Annotated in this window: 13 protein-coding genes; 11 read left to right on the forward strand and 2 right to left on the reverse strand. The window is 72.6% G+C overall.

The features are described 5' to 3' along the window. Positions 1-20 precede the first annotated feature (20 nt). From ACWC2T_RS00375 to ACWC2T_RS00390, 4 genes are all read left to right on the forward strand, one after another. A complete protein-coding gene (locus ACWC2T_RS00375; protein WP_450668226.1) occupies positions 21-1,895 on the forward strand; it encodes an AMP-dependent synthetase/ligase in 1,875 nt (624 codons plus the stop codon). A 208-nt stretch (positions 1,896-2,103) separates the two neighbouring features. After that, complete coding sequence (locus ACWC2T_RS00380) at positions 2,104-3,924, forward strand: SpoIIE family protein phosphatase (RefSeq protein ID WP_450668696.1); 1,821 nt, start codon at positions 2,104-2,106, stop codon at positions 3,922-3,924. A 27-nt stretch (positions 3,925-3,951) separates the two neighbouring features. Then, positions 3,952-5,184, forward strand: coding sequence for a radical SAM family heme chaperone HemW (gene hemW, locus ACWC2T_RS00385; protein ID WP_450668227.1), 1,233 nt, complete (start codon positions 3,952-3,954; stop codon positions 5,182-5,184). A 99-nt stretch (positions 5,185-5,283) separates the two neighbouring features. Then, entirely contained in the window at positions 5,284-5,868 is a 585-nt protein-coding gene (locus ACWC2T_RS00390; protein ID WP_450668228.1) for a Uma2 family endonuclease, read from the forward strand. On the opposite strand, the gene ACWC2T_RS00395 is transcribed toward ACWC2T_RS00390, so the two are convergent. Both ACWC2T_RS00395 and ACWC2T_RS00400 read right to left on the reverse strand, forming a co-directional pair. Then, entirely contained in the window at positions 5,840-6,661 is an 822-nt protein-coding gene (locus tag ACWC2T_RS00395) for a DUF3097 domain-containing protein (RefSeq protein WP_450668229.1), read from the reverse strand. The two genes, ACWC2T_RS00390 and ACWC2T_RS00395, sit on opposite strands and share 29 nt — an antisense overlap. A 34-nt stretch (positions 6,662-6,695) precedes the next feature. Next, positions 6,696-7,418, reverse strand: coding sequence for an MBL fold metallo-hydrolase (locus ACWC2T_RS00400; RefSeq protein WP_450668230.1), 723 nt, complete (start codon positions 7,416-7,418; stop codon positions 6,696-6,698). 172 nt (positions 7,419-7,590) lie between these two features. Here ACWC2T_RS00400 and hrcA point away from each other — a divergent pair, with 172 nt between their 5' ends. From hrcA to ACWC2T_RS00435, 7 genes are all read left to right on the forward strand, one after another. Further along, positions 7,591-8,607 carry a heat-inducible transcriptional repressor HrcA gene (hrcA, locus tag ACWC2T_RS00405; protein WP_450668231.1) on the forward strand — a complete coding sequence of 339 codons (1,017 nt, stop codon included), beginning with the start codon at positions 7,591-7,593 and terminating at the stop codon, positions 8,605-8,607. Continuing rightward, positions 8,608-9,744: a molecular chaperone DnaJ gene (gene dnaJ, locus ACWC2T_RS00410; RefSeq protein ID WP_055709624.1), complete on the forward strand. Its 1,137-nt coding sequence runs from the start codon at positions 8,608-8,610 to the stop codon at positions 9,742-9,744. A 111-nt stretch (positions 9,745-9,855) separates the two neighbouring features. After that, a complete protein-coding gene (locus ACWC2T_RS00415; protein WP_450668232.1) occupies positions 9,856-10,932 on the forward strand; it encodes a nitronate monooxygenase in 1,077 nt (358 codons plus the stop codon). Beyond that, positions 10,929-11,681 carry a 16S rRNA (uracil(1498)-N(3))-methyltransferase gene (locus ACWC2T_RS00420; protein ID WP_450668233.1) on the forward strand — a complete coding sequence of 251 codons (753 nt, stop codon included), beginning with the start codon at positions 10,929-10,931 and terminating at the stop codon, positions 11,679-11,681. The genes ACWC2T_RS00415 and ACWC2T_RS00420 overlap by 4 nt, the downstream gene beginning before the upstream one ends. A 15-nt stretch (positions 11,682-11,696) precedes the next feature. Next, a complete protein-coding gene (locus ACWC2T_RS00425) occupies positions 11,697-12,089 on the forward strand; it encodes a VOC family protein (protein ID WP_450668234.1) in 393 nt (130 codons plus the stop codon). 200 nt (positions 12,090-12,289) lie between these two features. Continuing rightward, on the forward strand, positions 12,290-12,823 hold the full coding sequence (locus ACWC2T_RS00430) for a hypothetical protein (RefSeq protein ID WP_450668235.1): 534 nt from the start codon (positions 12,290-12,292) through the stop codon (positions 12,821-12,823). Positions 12,824-12,916: 93 nt separating this feature from the next. Then, a complete protein-coding gene (locus tag ACWC2T_RS00435; RefSeq protein ID WP_450668697.1) occupies positions 12,917-16,063 on the forward strand; it encodes a S41 family peptidase in 3,147 nt (1,048 codons plus the stop codon). Positions 16,064-16,083: the final 20 nt, after the last annotated feature.

Consider the following 16,083-nt stretch of genomic DNA (forward strand, 5'->3'; position numbering starts at 1 on the left):
CGCGGGCCCCGGAGGATGTCGTGAGCGACACACAGACCCTGATCGAGAACCGTCCGCCGTCCGTGGCGGCCCTCTTCCTGGAGCGCGTGGCGGCCACACCGGACGCCGAGGCCTACCGGTATCCGGTGCCGCCCGCCTCCGGCCAGGGCCCCGACGACTGGAAGTCGCTCAGCTGGGCGCAGGCGGCCGAACGGGTGTTCGCGATCGCGGCCGGCCTCATCGAGCTGGGCGTGCAGCCCGAGCAGCGGGTGGCGCTCGCCTCCTCCACCCGGGTCGAGTGGATCCTCGCCGACCTCGGCATCCTGTGCGCCGGCGGCGCCACGACCACCATCTACCCGCAGACCAACGCCGACGAGTCGGCCTTCATCCTCTCCGACTCCGAGAGCCGGGTGCTGATCGCCGAGGACGCCGCCCAGGTCGCCAAGGCGCTCGAGAGGCGCGCCGAGCTGCCCGAGCTGACCAAGGTCGTCGTCGTCGACCCGGCCGGCGCCGAGACGAGCGACTGGGTGATCACGCTCGCCGAGCTGGAGCGGCGCGGTGCCGCCTACCTGGAGCAGCACCCGCAGCTGATCAAGGAGCGGGTCGGTGCGATCAAGCGGGACCAGCTCGCCACCCTCATCTACACCTCCGGCACCACCGGCCGCCCCAAGGGAGTCAGGCTCCCGCACGACAACTGGGCGTACATGGCGAAGGCGATCGCCGCGACCGGCCTGATCAGCGCCGAGGACGTGCAGTACCTCTGGCTGCCGCTCGCGCACGTCTTCGGCAAGGTCCTCACCTCCGGCCAGATCGAGGTCGGCCACGTCACCGCCGTCGACGGCCGCGTCGACAAGATCATCGAGAACCTTCCGGTGGTGCAGCCGACGTACATGGCGGCCGTGCCGCGGATCTTCGAGAAGGTCTACAACGGCGTCGCCGCCAAGGCCCGCGAGGGCGGCCCGGCCAAGTACAAGATCTTCCAGTGGGCCGCCGAGGTCGCCCGCGAGTACGCCAAGGTCAGCCAGGACAACTTCCGCCGCACCGGCACCCACGCCGTGCCGTTCGGCCTCGCCGCCAAGCACAAGGTCGCCGACACCCTCGTCTACGGCAAGCTCCGCGAGGCCTTCGGCGGCCGGCTGCGCGCCTGTGTCTCCGGCGCCTCCGCGCTCGCGCCCGAGATCGGCTACTTCTTCGCCGGCGCCGGCATCCACATCCTGGAGGGCTACGGCCTCACCGAGTCCTCCGCGGCCTCCTTCGTCAACCCCGGCGAGGCCTACCGCACCGGCACGGTCGGCAAGCCGTTGCCCGGCACGGAGGTGCGGATCGCCGACGACGGCGAGATCCTGCTGCGCGGCCCCGGCATCATGGAGGGCTACCACGGCCTGCCCGAGAAGACCGCCGAGGTGCTGGAGACCGACGGCTGGTTCCACACCGGAGACATCGGCGAGCTCTCGCCCGACGGCTATCTGCGCATCACCGACCGCAAGAAGGACCTCATCAAGACCTCCGGCGGCAAGTACGTCGCCCCGGCCGAGGTCGAGGGCCAGTTCAAGGCGGTGTGCCCGTACGTCTCCAACATCCTGGTGCACGGCGCCGACCGGAACTACTGCACGGCCCTCATCGCCCTGGACGAGCTCGCCCTGCTGGACTGGGCGAAGGAGAACGGCCTGGAGGGCAGGCCGTACGCCGAGATCGTCGCCGCGCCGCAGACGGTGGAGATGGTCGACGGGTATGTGCAGCAGCTCAACGCAGGACTTCAGAAGTGGCAGACGATCAAGAAGTTCCGGCTGCTGCCGCGGGATCTCGACGTGGAGCACGGGGAGATCACGCCGAGCCTGAAGCTGAAGCGGCCCGTGGTGGAGCGGGAGTACAAGCACCTCATCGATGAGATGTACGCCGGTACCCGGGAGGCCTGACGCGGTTTCGAGGGGGTGCCCTGGGGCTGTCGGCGGGTGCGGGTGCGCCGTGGTTGCTCGCGCCCACGCGGCAGAGCCGCATGGCGGCACAGCCCCACGCCCCTGGGCAGGTTGAGCTCGACGGGCGTTCGAAAGTGGTCGTCTTCTGCCCACTTCAGTGACACACCGCTTATGGGCGCCCCCGGTCTGTCACCCTGGCCGCATGGACATGGCGGCCATACCGACGCAGCGGGAGAGCGAGCCCCGGGCCAGGGACGTGCGGGGCGGCACGACGCTGCCCGGAAGCCCCCTGGCACCGGGGTCCGCACGTGCCCTGGTGCGGGCCGCGCTGGCCGAGACGCCCGGAGTCCCGCCCCGGCTCGTCGACGACGCCATGGCCGTCGTCAGCGAACTGGTCACCAACGCCGTCGTACACGCCGGCACCGACGTCGAGGTCGACTGGCTGCTGGAGGAGACCGGCGCGTTCGTGGTGGAGGTCGGCGACCGGCATCCCTCCCGCGCCCCGCGCGACCCGCTCGGCGGCGAGGGGCCGTACGACACCCCCGAGTACGGGCGCGGCCTGCGGCTGGTCACCACGCTCGCCGAGTCCTGGGGCGTCACCTACCGCGCCGGCGCCAAGACCGTCTGGGCGCGGCTGCCCCCGGGCGGCGTCGAGGACCCGGACACCCCCGCCCCGGAGGCCGCCCTGGAGGTCGCCGAGGACCTGGCCCCGCAGCCGCACCGCGCCGGCGGCGACCGGGACTGGCTCGGCCGGGGCGCGCTGTCGTTCCTCGCCGAGGCCTCCGACCTGCTCGCCGGACAGCTGGACGAGAACCTGGTCACCGCCCTCACCGGCCAGCTCATCGTGCCCCGGCTCGCCGACTGGTGCGCGGTGTGGCTGGAGGACGAGGCAACCGTGCGCGGCGGCGCCACCAGCGGCCCCGACCGGGTCTGGCACGCCAGCGAATGCCGCATCGAGGAACTGCGGTGCGCCCTGGAGAAGGAGCCGCCCTGCCCGCACGAGGGGCTGCGCTCCGGCCCCGAGCCGTACCCATGGCCCGGCCATGCGCTCGGCCCGCAGGGCGCCGACGGCACGGCACTTTCGTACCGGCTGATCGCGGCCGGGCGGCCGCTCGGCACGCTGGTCATCGGCCGGTGCGGACTGCTGAGCTTTCCCGACGAGGTCACCGGGCTCGTCGAGGACCTCAGCCGACGCGTGGCCCTCGCCATCGGCGCGGCCCGCCAGTACGCCCGCCAGGCCACCATCAGCGCCGTCCTGCAGCGCGGCCTGCTGCCCGGCGCGGTCGCCGAGATCCCCGGCGTGAGCAGCGCGCTCGTCTACGAGCCCTGCGACAAGGGCGGCCCCAGCGGCGACTTCTACGACCTGTTCCCGGCCGGCCACGGTCGGTGGTGCTTCGCTGTCGGCGACGTCCAGGGCAAGGGCCCGGAGGCGGCGGTCGTGATCGGCCTCGCCCGCCCCTGGCTGCGCCTCCTCGCCCGCGAGGGGTACCGCGTCGCCGACGTCCTGGACCGGCTCAACCAGCTCCTCCTGGACGACGCCACCGAGGCCGCCGACGCCGCCGCCCGCGCCCTCGTCGCCGCCGGCGGCCGGCCGGTGGCCACCGGGGACGGCCCGCAGACCCGCTTCCTGTCCCTGCTCTACGGCGAGCTGACCCCGCACGACGGCGGGGTCCGCTGCACCCTCGCCTCCGCCGGCCACCCGCTCCCGCTCGTCCTGAGTCCCGACGGCACCGTGCACACCGCCGCCCGCCCGCAGACCCTGCTCGGCGTGGTCGAGGACGAGACCTACACCAGCGAGACCCTCGACCTGCGGCCCGGCGACAGCCTGCTGTGCGTCACCGACGGGGTGACCGAGCGGCGCTCCGGCTCCCGCCAGTTCGACGACGGCGACGGCCTCGCCCGCGCCCTGTCCGGCTGCGCAGGACTCAGCGCCGAACTGATCGCGGAAAGGATCCGGCGCCTGGTCCACGACTTCGGCGGGGGCCTGCCGGAGGACGACCTGGCCCTGCTCGTGCTGCAGGCGGAGTAACCCCGGCGGTGCTGGACAATGGAAGGCATGCCCTCCGCACTCCCCGACGGCGAGCCCGTCCCCGCCGACGGCGCGCTGCCCGCGCACGCGCTCGCCGGGGCCACAGGCCGCCCGCTCGGTTTCTACCTGCACGTGCCGTACTGCGCGACCCGCTGCGGCTACTGCGACTTCAACACCTACACCGCGACCGAGCTGCGCGGCACGGAGGGCGTGCTGGCCTCCCGCGACAACTACGCGGACACGGTGATCGAGGAGATCCGCCTCGCCCGGAAGGTGCTGGGCGACGACCCGCGTGCGGTCCGTACGGTCTTCGTCGGCGGCGGTACGCCCACGCTGCTGGCCGCGGACGATCTCGTGCGGATGCTGGGGGCGATCCGCGACGAGTTCGGCCTGGCGGAGGACGCGGAGATCACCACCGAGGCGAACCCGGAGTCGGTCGACCCGGCCTACCTCGCCACGCTCCGCGAGGGCGGCTACAACCGGATCTCCTTCGGCATGCAGAGCGCGCGGCAGCACGTGCTGCGCGTCCTCGACCGCACCCACACCCCGGGCCGCCCCGAGGCCTGCGTCGCGGAGGCGCGGGCGGTGGGCTTCGCGCACGTCAACCTCGACCTGATCTACGGCACCCCCGGCGAGAGCGACGACGACTGGCGAGCCTCCCTGGACGCGGCGATCGGCGCGGGGCCGGACCACATCAGCGCGTACGCGCTCATCGTGGAGGAGGGCACGCAGCTGGCCCGCCGGATCCGCCGGGGCGAGGTCCCGATGACCGACGACGACGTCCACGCGGACCGGTACCTGATCGCCGAGGAGGCTCTGTCCGCGGCGGGCTTCTCCTGGTACGAGGTCTCCAACTGGGCCACCTCCGAGGCGGGCCGCTGCCTCCACAACGAGCTGTACTGGCGGGGCGCCGACTGGTGGGGCGCGGGCCCCGGAGCGCACTCGCACGTCGGCGGGGTGCGCTGGTGGAACGTCAAGCATCCGGGGGCGTACGCGGCGGCGCTGGCCTCCGGCCGCTCCCCGGGGGCGGGACGGGAACTGCTGTCCGAGGAGGACCGGCGCGTGGAGCGCATCCTGCTGGAGCTGCGGCTGCGCGAGGGGGTGCCGCTGTCCCTGCTGAAGGAGGAGGGGCTTGCGGCTTCCCGGCGGGCGCTGGGCGAGGGGCTCCTCCAGGAAGGGCCGTACGAGGAGGGGCGGGCCGTGCTGACGCTGCGGGGGCGGTTGCTGGCGGACGCGGTGGTGCGGGACCTGGTGGACTGATCGCTCGGGCGGGTGAATCCCCCCGGAACGCGGGTTCGGTCCCTAACCTGGTTCGTAGGCTGCCGCTGACAGTACGCGGCGAATGTGGAGGCCACGGAGATGACCGCTGTGGACGAACGTGGAGTCGCAGAGTTCTTCGAGGGGTTCGAGCCGCCCGACGGACTCAAGGTGGAGCTCCTGCGGGGGGAAATCGTGATGATGGCCAGCCCGGACCTGGTCCACAACCTGATCGTGATGCTGCTCGGCAGGCAGATTCCTCTTGAGCGCTGGTACAGCCTTCAGACCCAGGACGTCGACATCATCGACGAAGCCAGCGAGCCCGTCCCGGATCTTGTAGTCGTCGCCCCGGAAATCCTGCCTGCTTCGGGGCGGCTCCTCCCGGCCAGTCTCATCACGATGGTCGTCGAGGTGGTGTCGAAGACCAGCGTCGAGAGGGATTACTGCGTCAAGCGCTCCATCTACGCGGCGGGCGGGATCCCCGTGTACCTCATCGCCGATCCGATCATGGCGCAGTGCGTCCTGCTGACGCGGCCCGAAGGCGATGGGGAGATGGCCGACTACAAGGGGCAGATCACGAGGAAGTTCGGCGAACGGCTGCGGCTTGAGGCGCTGGATGTCGAACTGGACACCAGCGGGTTCGGCACCCTCCCCAACGTCAAGCCCCACCGCTTCCCGCTGCCGTGACGAAGTCGATCAGTTCCTCCACCCGCCCCAGCAGCTCCGGTTCCAGGTCCTTGTAGGACCCCACCCGCTTCAGGATCGCCTGCCACACCGCCCCGGTGTTCTCCGACGGCCAGCCCAGCGCCCGGCACACCCCCGTCTTCCAGTCCTGCCCCCTCGGAACCGTCGGCCACGCCTCGATCCCCAGCGACGACGGCTTCACGGCCTCCCAGATGTCGATGTACGGGTGGCCCACCACCAGGGCGTGTTCGCTGGTCACCGACTCCGCGATCCGCCACTCCTTCGTGCCCGGCACCAGGTGGTCCACCAGGACGCCCAGCCGCGCGTCCGGACCCGGTGCGAAGGAGGACACGATCGCGGGCAGGTCGTCGACGCCCTCCAGGTACTCCACGACCACGCCCTCGATGCGCAGGTCGTCGCCCCACACCTTCTCGACCAGCTCGGCGTCGTGCCGGCCCTCGACGTAGATGCGGCCGGCACGGGCCACGCGGGCGCGGGCGCCGGGGACGGCGACGGAACCGGAGGCCGTACGGGTGGGCCGTACCGGACCGGAGGACGACGGGCGTACGAGCGTCACCACCCGCCCCTCCAGCAGGAACCCCCGTGGCTCCAGCGGGAACACCCGGTGCTTGCCGAAGCGGTCCTCCAGCGTCACCGTGCCCGCCTCGCAGCGGATCACCGCCCCGCAGAACCCGGTGCCGGGCTCCTCCACCACCAGGCCCGGCTCCGCCGGTACCTCCGGGGCGGGCTGCTGCTTCTTCCACGGTGGGGTCAGGTCGGCGGAGTACTGGCGCATTCGGATGACGATAGGAGAAGCCCGGGCCCGAGTGTCACGACACGCCGAAACGGGCCGCCAGCTCGTCGCGTTGCCGGCGCACGAACGCCGCGTCCACCACCGCTCCGTGACCGGGCACGTACAGCGCGTCCGCGCCGCCCAGGGAGAGGAGCCGGTCCAGGGCGTCCGGCCAGCGGGACGGCAGCGCGTCCGGACCGGCCTGTGGCTCACCGGACTCCTCGACCAGGTCGCCGCAGAAGACCACCTCCGGAGAGCCGGGGACCAGCACCGCGAGGTCGTGGGCCGTGTGACCCGGACCCACGTTCGCCAGCAGCGCCTGGCGGCCGCCCCCGAGGTCCAGCGTCCACTCGCCGGAGACCGGATGGCCGGGCGTCACCAGCGCGTCCACCGCCTCGTCCGCGTCGGCGACCGGCAGACCGTTCCGGACCGCGTCCATGCGCAGCTCGCCGCGTTCATGGGCGAACACCACGTCGACGCCCACCGCCCCGTACACCTGCGCCCCCGCGAAGGCCGCCGCCCCGAAGACGTGATCGAAGTGGGGATGGGTCAGCGCGAGATGGGTCACACGGCCGTCGGCGAGTTCCTCGGCCTGCGCCCGCAGCCGCGCGCCTTCGGCCACGCTCGAGCCGGCGTCCACCATCAGTGCCGTACCCTCGCCGAGGACCAGTCCGGCCGTGCAGTCCCAGCCGGGCAGCCGGCACCGGCCGACCCCCGCGGCCAACCGCTCCCACCCCAGCTCTTCCCAAGTCACCGTCATACCGCGACGCTAACTGCACGAGCCGCCGGGACCGCACCGACCTTGCCCTCGGTGTACCCGACAGCCGTACACTGGGCCCGGGAACGCTGGCACTCGCATGCGAAGAGTGCCAGGCGGACGAACCGCAGGACCGAGTGGAACCAAGGGGACGACGTGCTGGAGGTGCGCGCGGATGCTGAGTGAACGCAGGCTGCAGGTACTGCGCGCCATCGTCCAGGACTACGTCGGCACCGAGGAGCCGGTCGGGTCGAAGGCCCTGACCGAGCGACACAACCTCGGCGTGTCCCCGGCGACGGTCCGCAACGACATGGCGGCCCTGGAGGACGAGGGGTTCATCGCGCAGCCGCACACCAGCGCCGGGCGCATCCCCACCGACAAGGGCTACCGGCTGTTCGTGGACAAGCTGGCGGGCGTGAAGCCGATGACCGCGCCCGAGCGACGGGCGATCCAGAGCTTCCTGGAGGGCGCCGTCGACCTCGACGACGTCGTGGCCCGTACGGTACGGCTGCTCGCGCAGCTCACCCGGCAGGTCGCCGTCGTGCAGTACCCGTCCCTGACCCGGTCCACCGTGCGGCACGTGGAGCTGCTCTCGCTCGCCCCCGCGCGCGTGATGCTCGTGCTGATCACGGACACCGGCCGGGTCGAGCAGCGGATGGTCGACTGCCCGGCGCCCTTCGGCGAGACCTCCCTCGCCGATCTGCGCGCCCGGCTGAACAGCCGGGTCGCGGGCCGCCGGTTCACGGACGTGCCGAAGCTGGTCGAGGACCTGCCGGAGGCTTTCGACCCCGAGGACCGCGGTACGGTCTCGACGGTGCTCTCCACCCTCCTGGAGACGCTCGTCGAGGAGAACGAGGAGCGGCTGATGATCGGCGGCACCGCCAATCTCACCCGCTTCGGACATGACTTCCCCCTCACGATCCGGCCCGTCCTGGAGGCCCTGGAGGAGCATGTCGTGCTCCTCAAGCTCCTAGGCGAGGCGAAGGATCCGGGCGTGATGGTGCGCATCGGGCACGAGAACGCCCACGAGGGACTCAACTCCACCTCCGTGGTGTCGGTCGGCTACGGTTCGGGCGGCGAGGCGGTTGCCAAGCTCGGCGTGGTCGGACCGACCCGCATGGACTATCCGGGAACGATGGGAGCGGTACGCGCAGTGGCACGGTACGTCGGACAGATCCTGGCGGAGTCGTAAGTGGCCACGGACTACTACGCCGTTCTCGGCGTGCGCCGCGACGCGTCGCAGGATGAGATCAAGAAGGCGTTCCGCCGGCTCGCGCGCGAGCTGCACCCGGACGTCAACCCCGATCCGAAGACCCAGGAGCGGTTCAAGGAGATCAACGCCGCTTACGAGGTGCTGTCGGACCCGCAGAAGAAGCAGGTCTACGACCTCGGCGGCGACCCGCTCTCGCAGTCCGGCGGGGCCGGCGCGGGCGGCTTCGGGGCCGGTGGCTTCGGCAACTTCTCGGACATCATGGACGCGTTCTTCGGTACGGCGTCGCAGCGCGGGCCGCGCTCGCGCACCCGGCGCGGCCAGGACGCGATGATCCGCATCGAGGTCGAGCTGGACGAGGCGGCCTTCGGGACCACCAAGGACATCCAGGTCGACACCGCGGTCGTCTGCAACACCTGCAACGGCGAGGGCGCCGCGCCCGGTACGACCGCCCAGACGTGTGACATGTGCCGCGGCCGCGGTGAGGTCTCGCAGGTCACCCGGTCCTTCCTGGGCCAGGTCATGACCTCGCGCCCCTGCCCGCAGTGCCAGGGATTCGGCACCGTGGTCCCGACCCCGTGCCCGGAGTGCGCCGGCGACGGCCGGGTCCGCTCGCGCCGCACCCTGACCGTGAAGATCCCGGCCGGTGTCGACAACGGCACGCGGATCCAGCTCGCCGGTGAGGGCGAGGTGGGGCCGGGCGGCGGTCCGGCCGGTGACCTGTACGTCGAGATCCACGAGCTGCCGCACCCGACGTTCCAGCGGCGCGGTGACGACCTGCACTGCACGGTGACGATCCCGATGACCGCGGCGGCGCTCGGCACCAAGGTGCCGCTGGAGACCCTGGACGGCATGGAGGAGGTCGACATCCGGCCCGGCACTCAGTCCGGCCAGTCGATCCCGCTGCACAACCGGGGCGTCACGCATCTGCGCGGCGGCGGCCGGGGTGACCTGATCGTGCACGTCGAGGTGCAGACCCCGACCAAGCTCGATCCCGAGCAGGAGCGGCTGCTGCGCGAGCTGGCCAAGCTGCGCGGCGAGGAGCGGCCGCAGGGGCAGTTCCAGCCGGGACAGCAGGGGCTTTTCAGCAGGCTGAAGGACGCGTTCAACGGGCGCTGAACAGCCGCTCACGGAGTCCTGACGGGGTGCTTCGGCACCCCGTATGCCATTGGTTTATGCCATTGGGTGCCCGGATTCGGACTTGTTCAAAGGACGTGACAACATGCGGTCATGTCCTCCGCACTGACCGATCTCTTCCCCCACCCGATCGTGCAGGCCCCCATGGCGGGCGGCGTCTCCGTGCCGCAGCTCGCCGCCGCCGTCTCCGAGGCCGGTGGCCTCGGGTTTCTCGCCGCCGGGTACAAGACCGCCGACGGCATGTACCAGGAGATCAAGCAGCTGCGGGGGCTCACCAGCCGCCCCTTCGGCGTGAACGTGTTCATGCCGCAGCCCGAGTACGCCGAGTCCGGCGCCGTCGAGGTCTACGCCCACCAGCTGGCCGGCGAGGCCGCCTGGTACGAGACCGAGCTGGGCGACCCGGACAGCGGCCGGGACGACGGCTACGACGCCAAGCTCGCCGTACTCCTCGACAACCCGGTACCGGTGGTCTCCTTCCACTTCGGGGTGCCGGGCCGGGACGTGCTCGACTCCCTTCGCCGTGCCGGAACCTTCACCCTGGTCACCGCCACCACCGCCGAGGAGGCTCGCGCGGTCGAGCGGGCGGGCGCGGACGCGGTGATCGCACAGGGCGTGGAGGCCGGCGGTCACCAGGGCACCCACCGGGACCTCCCCGAGAACGACGGCTCCGGCATCGGGCTGCTCTCGCTGGTCGCGCAGATCCATGAGGCCGTGCGCATCCCGGTCGTCGCCGCCGGCGGCATCATGCGCGGCAGCCAGGTCGCCGCCGTGCTCGCGGCCGGCGCGAGCGCGGCCCAGCTCGGCACCGCCTTCCTCGCCACCCCGGAGTCCGGCGCCCAGGCCGTGCACAAGCAGGCGCTGACCAACCCCCTGTTCGCGCGCACCGAGTTGACCCGCGCGTTCTCCGGCCGCCCGGCGCGCGCACTGGTCAACCGCTTCCTGCGCGAGCACGGCCCGTACGCCCCCGCCGCCTACCCGGAGATCCACCACCTCACCTCGCCGCTGCGCAAGGCCGCCGCCAAGGCCGGGGACGCGCAGGGCATGGCGCTGTGGGCGGGCCAGGGCCACCGGCTGGCCCGCGAGCTGCCCGCCGGGGAGCTCGTGGAGGTGCTGGCCGCCGAACTCGACGCCGCCCGGACAGCGTTGTCGGCCAAGGGGGGCCTGCGATGACCGCGCCGGTGTTCGTCGTCGACTCGCTGGAGGGCGTGGGTCCCGGCTCGGTCGTCGACGTCACGGGCCCCGAGGGACGGCACGCGGTCTCCGTACGACGGCTGCAGCCCGGTGAGCACGTGGTGCTGACGGACGGCGAGGGGCGCGGGGCCGCCGGGGTCGTCGTCGGCGTGTCCGGCAAGGACCACCTGGTGGTGGAGCCCTTCGAGTTCCCGGTGGAGCCGGAGCCCAGCCCCCGTATCACCGTGGTCCAGGCCCTGCCGAAGGGCGACCGGGGCGAACTCGCCGTGGAGACGATGACGGAGACCGGAGTCGACGCGATCGTCCCCTGGCAGGCCGCCCGGTGCATCACTCAGTGGAAGGGCGAGAGGGGCCAGAAGGCCCTCGCCAAGTGGCGGGCCACCGCGCGCGAGGCCGGCAAGCAGTCCCGTCGGCTGCGCTTCCCTCAGGTCGCGGACGCGGCGAGCACCAAGCAGGTTGCCGCACTTCTCGCCAAAGCCGACTTCGCCGCCGTGCTCCACTCCGACTTCGAGCACGAGAGCGGGCGGCTGGCGTCCGCCGAACTGCCCACCGAGGGCGAGATCGTGCTGGTCGTCGGCCCCGAAGGCGGCGTCGCGCGGGACGAGTTGGCGCTCTTCGAGGGGGCGGGCGCGAAGGCGTACGTCCTCGGTCCCACCGTGTTGCGTACATCAACCGCCGGCACCGCCGCCGTGGCCCTGCTGCTGGGCCGCACCGGCCGCTGGTCCTGACACCTGGGGGACACCGTGGAACTCGCCCAAGTCCGGCTCCTGGTCACCGACTTCGCCGCCTGCTACCGCTTCTACGCCGACATCCTCGGCCTCAAGCCGCAGTCCGGCGCGACCGAGGGCCCGTACGAGAAGTTCAGCCCGCACACCGGTTCCGCGGGGATCGCGCTGCAGGACCGCGCGATGATGGCGGAGGTGCTCAAGGAGCTGGGGGACACGGTCACCGGTCACCGTTCGCTGGTGGTGCTCCGCGTCGACGACCTGGACGCCTACTGCGCGGAGATCACCGCCCGTGGTGCGGTCCTGGTGCACGGCCCCGCGCCCATGACCGACCGGATGAGGGTCGCTCACCTCAAGGACCCCGAGGGCAACCTGGTCGAACTCCAGCAGTGGCTGCTGCTGCGGGGGTAGCTCCGCTGGTTCGGCCGAGGGCGCGATCGGTAGTGCCGCGATGTGCTGTCCGGCGGCTGCGACGCCGTCGTGGTTGCTCGCGCAGTTCCCCGCGCCCCTTTGGGGCGCCCAAGTGGCCGTATGCGGCCTTCCCCGGTGCCCGTGCCGGTGGCACGCTGCCCTGCATGGGGGCTTTGCGAGGGAATCGGCGTGGAGTGCGGGTGGCTGCCGTGACCGGAATGGTCGTGGGAGCCGGTGCGGTCGTGGTCGCATGCCGGCCCGCCGATCTCAGCCCCGCCACCACCGCCTACACCACCGCCACCACCGCCAAGGCCAGGCTCGAACAGCAGCACATCGACGTCAGCTGGCTCACCTGCACCGGGCAAGACGGGGGCAGTTCGACGGGGAAGACGGGGAAGACGGGCAAGACGGGGAAGTCGCCCTCGCCCAGCGCGAGCACCGTCGTCTCCGTCGACTGCCGGGGCGAGACCAAGGACGGGCGGAAGATCACCGTCACCGGGAGGGTGACCAAGGCCGTCGACGGGGCGTGTGTCCGGGGGGATCTGACCGCCAGGGTCGGCGGCAGGCAGGTGTTCCACGTCAGCGGGCTCGGGGACTGCGGCGCCACGACGGGGCCGACGTACCAGCCGCCCACCTATCGGCCGGGAGGCGGGGAGCCCACCGTGACCGTCACCGTCACCCGCACCATCTGGTGCAAGGGCGACCCCACCTGCTGGCCCGCCGGGGGCAAGTGATCGGAACGCGAGCGGGACACACCGGTCACTGCGTACAGTGACGGAGTGACTCAGGGTGCCGCCTATCTCCGATACCCCCATGTGCACGGCGACTTGGTGACCTTCGTCGCCGAGGACGACGTATGGCTCGTGCCCCTCGACGGCGGCAGGGCCTGGCGGGTCAGCGTCGACAACGTGCCGGTGACCTCGCCCCGGATATCACCGGACGGACGGCACCTCGCGTGGACCTCCACCCGTGACGGCGCGCCCGAGGTGCATGTCGCCCCCGTCGACGGCGGCCCCGCCGACCGGCTGACCTACTGGGGCAACCGCCGTACCGAGGTGCTCGGCTGGACCGCCGACGGGCGGGTGCTCGCGCTCGGCGCGCAGGGCCAGGCCAGCTTCCGGCGCACCTGGGCGTACGCCGTCCCGCTGGACGGCGGACCCGCCGAGACCCTGCCGTACGGCCCGGTCGGCGACGTCGTCTTCGGCCCCGCCACCGTGCTGCTGTCCGCGCCGATGGGCCGCGAGGCCGCGCACTGGAAGCGCTACCGGGGCGGCACGGCGGGCAAGTTGTGGATCGACCGGGAGGGCGACGGGGAGTTCGTCCGGCTGCACGAGGACGTCGACGGGAACATCGAGCGGCCGGTGTGGGCGGGGGACCGGATCGCCTTCCTCAGCGACCACGAGGGCACCGGTGCGCTGTACTCCTCCCTCGCCGACGGCTCCGACCTGCGCCGGCACACCCCGCTCGACGGGTTCTACGCCCGCCACGCCTCGGGAGACGGCACCCGGATCGTCTACAGCTCCGCCGGTGAACTGTGGCTGCTGGACGACCTGGAGGGCGCCGAGCCGCGCCGGCTGGACGTGCGGCTCGGCGGGCCCCGGACCGATCTGCGGCCCCGCCCGGTGAACGCCGCTCGCTGGTTCGGCGAGGCGTCCCCCGACCACACCGCGCGCGGCAGCGCGGTCTGTGTGCGCGGCGGGATCCACTGGGTCACCCACCGCTCCGGGCCCGCCCGCGCCCTCGCCGCCACTTCCGGCGTCCGCGCCCGGATGCCGCGCGCCTTCCGCGCCGAGGGCGAGGAGTGGGTGGTGTGGGTGACAGACGCCGAGGGCGACGACGCCCTGGAGTTCGCCCCCGCGACCGGGACGGTACCGGGCGCCCCGCCCCGCCGCCTCGCCGCCGGACAGCTCGGCCGGGTCCTGGAGCTGGCCATGGCCCCCGACGGCAGCCGGGCCGCCGTGGCCGCGCACGACGGACGGCTGCTCCTCGTCGAACGCGAGACCGGCGAGGTCCGCGAGGTCGACCGCAGCGACGACGGCGAGGTCTCCGGGCTCGCCTTCTCACCCGACTCCGCCTGGCTCGCCTGGGCCCACCCCGGCCCCCGCCCGCTCTCCCAGCTGCGCATCGCCCACACCACCGACCTGTCGGTCACCGAGGCGACCCCGCTCCGCTTCCAGGACTACGCCCCCGCCTTCACCCTCGACGGCAAACACCTCGCCTTCCTCTCCAACCGCGCCTTCGACCCGGTCTACGACGAGCACGTCTTCGACCTCGCCTTCGTGGTCGGCGCCCGCCCGCACCTGATCACCCTGGCCGCCACCACTCCCTCGCCCTTCGGCCCGCAGCGCCACGGCCGCCCCTTCGAGACCCCGGACAAGGACGAGACCCCCGACAGCGAGGGCACCCCCGCCACCCGCATCGACCTCGAGGGCCTCGCCGACCGGATCGTGCCCTTCCCGGTCGAGGCCGGCCGCTACTCCACCCTGCGCGCCGCCAAGGACGGTGTGCTCTGGCTGCGCCACCCCGTGCACGGCGTCCTCGGCGCCGCCCGCGCCCACCCCGAGGACCCCGACCCGCACACCGAGCTGGAGCGCTACGACCTAGCCCAGCGGCGCCTGGAGCACCTCGCCTCCGACGCCGACCACTTCGAGGTCAGCGGCGACGGCAAACGCGTGCTGCTGTGGAGCGACGACCGGCTCCGGGTCGTCCCCAGCGACCGCCGTACCGGCACCGAGGACGACGGCGACACCAGCATCACCGTCGACCTCGCCCGCGTCCGGCAGACTCTCGACCCGGCCGCCGAGTGGCGGCAGATGTACGACGAGACCGGCCGCCTGATGCGCGACCACTTCTGGCGGCCCGACCTCGGCGGCGTCGACTGGACCGGCGTCCTCGCCCGCTACCGCCCCCTGTTGGCCCGCCTCGCCACCCACAGCGACCTGGTCGACCTGCTCTGGGAGCTGCACGGCGAACTCGGCACCTCGCACGCCTACGTCATCCCCTCCGGCGGCCGTGGCAACGGCCCCCGGCACGGTCTGCTCGGCGCCGACATCTCCCGCCACCCGGACGGAAGTTGGCGCATCGACCGGATCCTGCCCTCCGAGACCTCCGACCCGGACGCCCGCTCCCCGCTCGCCGCACCGGGTGTCGCCGTCCGCCCCGGCGACGCGATCATCGCCGTCGCCGGCCACCCGGTCGACCCGGTGACGGGGCCGGGTCCACTGCTCGCCGGCACCGCGGGCCACCCGGTGGAGCTGACCGTCTCCCCGGCGGGCGGCGGCGAACCCCGGCACACCGTCGTCATCCCCGTCGCCGACGAGGAACCCCTGCGCTACCACGCCTGGGTCACAGACCGCCGCGCCCACGTCCACGCCGCCTCCGACGGCCGCCTCGGCTACCTCCACGTCCCCGACATGCAGGCCCCCGGCTGGGCACAGATCCACCGGGACCTGCGGGTGGAGGTGGCCCGCGAGGGACTCGTGGTCGACGTCCGCGAGAACCGCGGCGGCCACACCTCCCAACTGGTCGTCGAGAAGCTGGCCCGCCGCATCATCGGCTGGGACCTCCCGCGCGGCATGCGCCCCACCAGCTACCCCCTCGACGCCCCGCGCGGCCCGGTCGTCGCCGTCGCCAACGAGTTCTCCGGCTCCGACGGCGACATCGTCAACGCGGCGATCAAGGCCCTCGGCATCGGCCCGGTCGTCGGCACCCGCACCTGGGGCGGCGTCATCGGCATCGACAGCCGCTACCACCTGGTCGACGGCACCCTGATCACCCAGCCGAAGTACGCGATGTGGCTGGAGGGGGTGGGCTGGGACGTGGAGAACCACGGGGTGGACCCGGATGTGGAGGTCGTACAGCGGCCCCAGGACTGGGCAGCGGGCCGCGACACCCAGCTGGACGAGGCGGTCAGGCTCGCACTAGAGGCACTGGAGGAGCAGCCCGCGAAGACTCCGCCGGGAATGCCGGCCTGATACGACTACGATGCACCGGT

It is taken from the genome of Streptomyces sp. NPDC001393 (assembly GCF_053597455.1).

Excerpts from the sequence above, each read along its gene's own strand:
- ACWC2T_RS00390 (WP_450668228.1), top strand. The coding sequence starts at position 5,284 with ATGACCGCTGTGGACGAACGTGGAGTCGCAGAGTTCTTCGAGGGGTTC.
- ACWC2T_RS00400 (WP_450668230.1), bottom strand. The coding sequence starts at position 7,418 with ATGACGGTGACTTGGGAAGAGCTGGGGTGGGAGCGGTTGGCCGCGGGG.
- ACWC2T_RS00415 (WP_450668232.1), top strand. The coding sequence starts at position 9,856 with ATGTCCTCCGCACTGACCGATCTCTTCCCCCACCCGATCGTGCAGGCC.
- ACWC2T_RS00380 (WP_450668696.1), top strand. The coding sequence starts at position 2,104 with ATGGCGGCCATACCGACGCAGCGGGAGAGCGAGCCCCGGGCCAGGGAC.
- hrcA (WP_450668231.1), top strand. The coding sequence starts at position 7,591 with ATGCTGAGTGAACGCAGGCTGCAGGTACTGCGCGCCATCGTCCAGGAC.
- ACWC2T_RS00420 (WP_450668233.1), top strand. The coding sequence starts at position 10,929 with ATGACCGCGCCGGTGTTCGTCGTCGACTCGCTGGAGGGCGTGGGTCCC.
- ACWC2T_RS00395 (WP_450668229.1), bottom strand. The coding sequence starts at position 6,661 with ATGCGCCAGTACTCCGCCGACCTGACCCCACCGTGGAAGAAGCAGCAG.
- hemW (WP_450668227.1), top strand. The coding sequence starts at position 3,952 with ATGCCCTCCGCACTCCCCGACGGCGAGCCCGTCCCCGCCGACGGCGCG.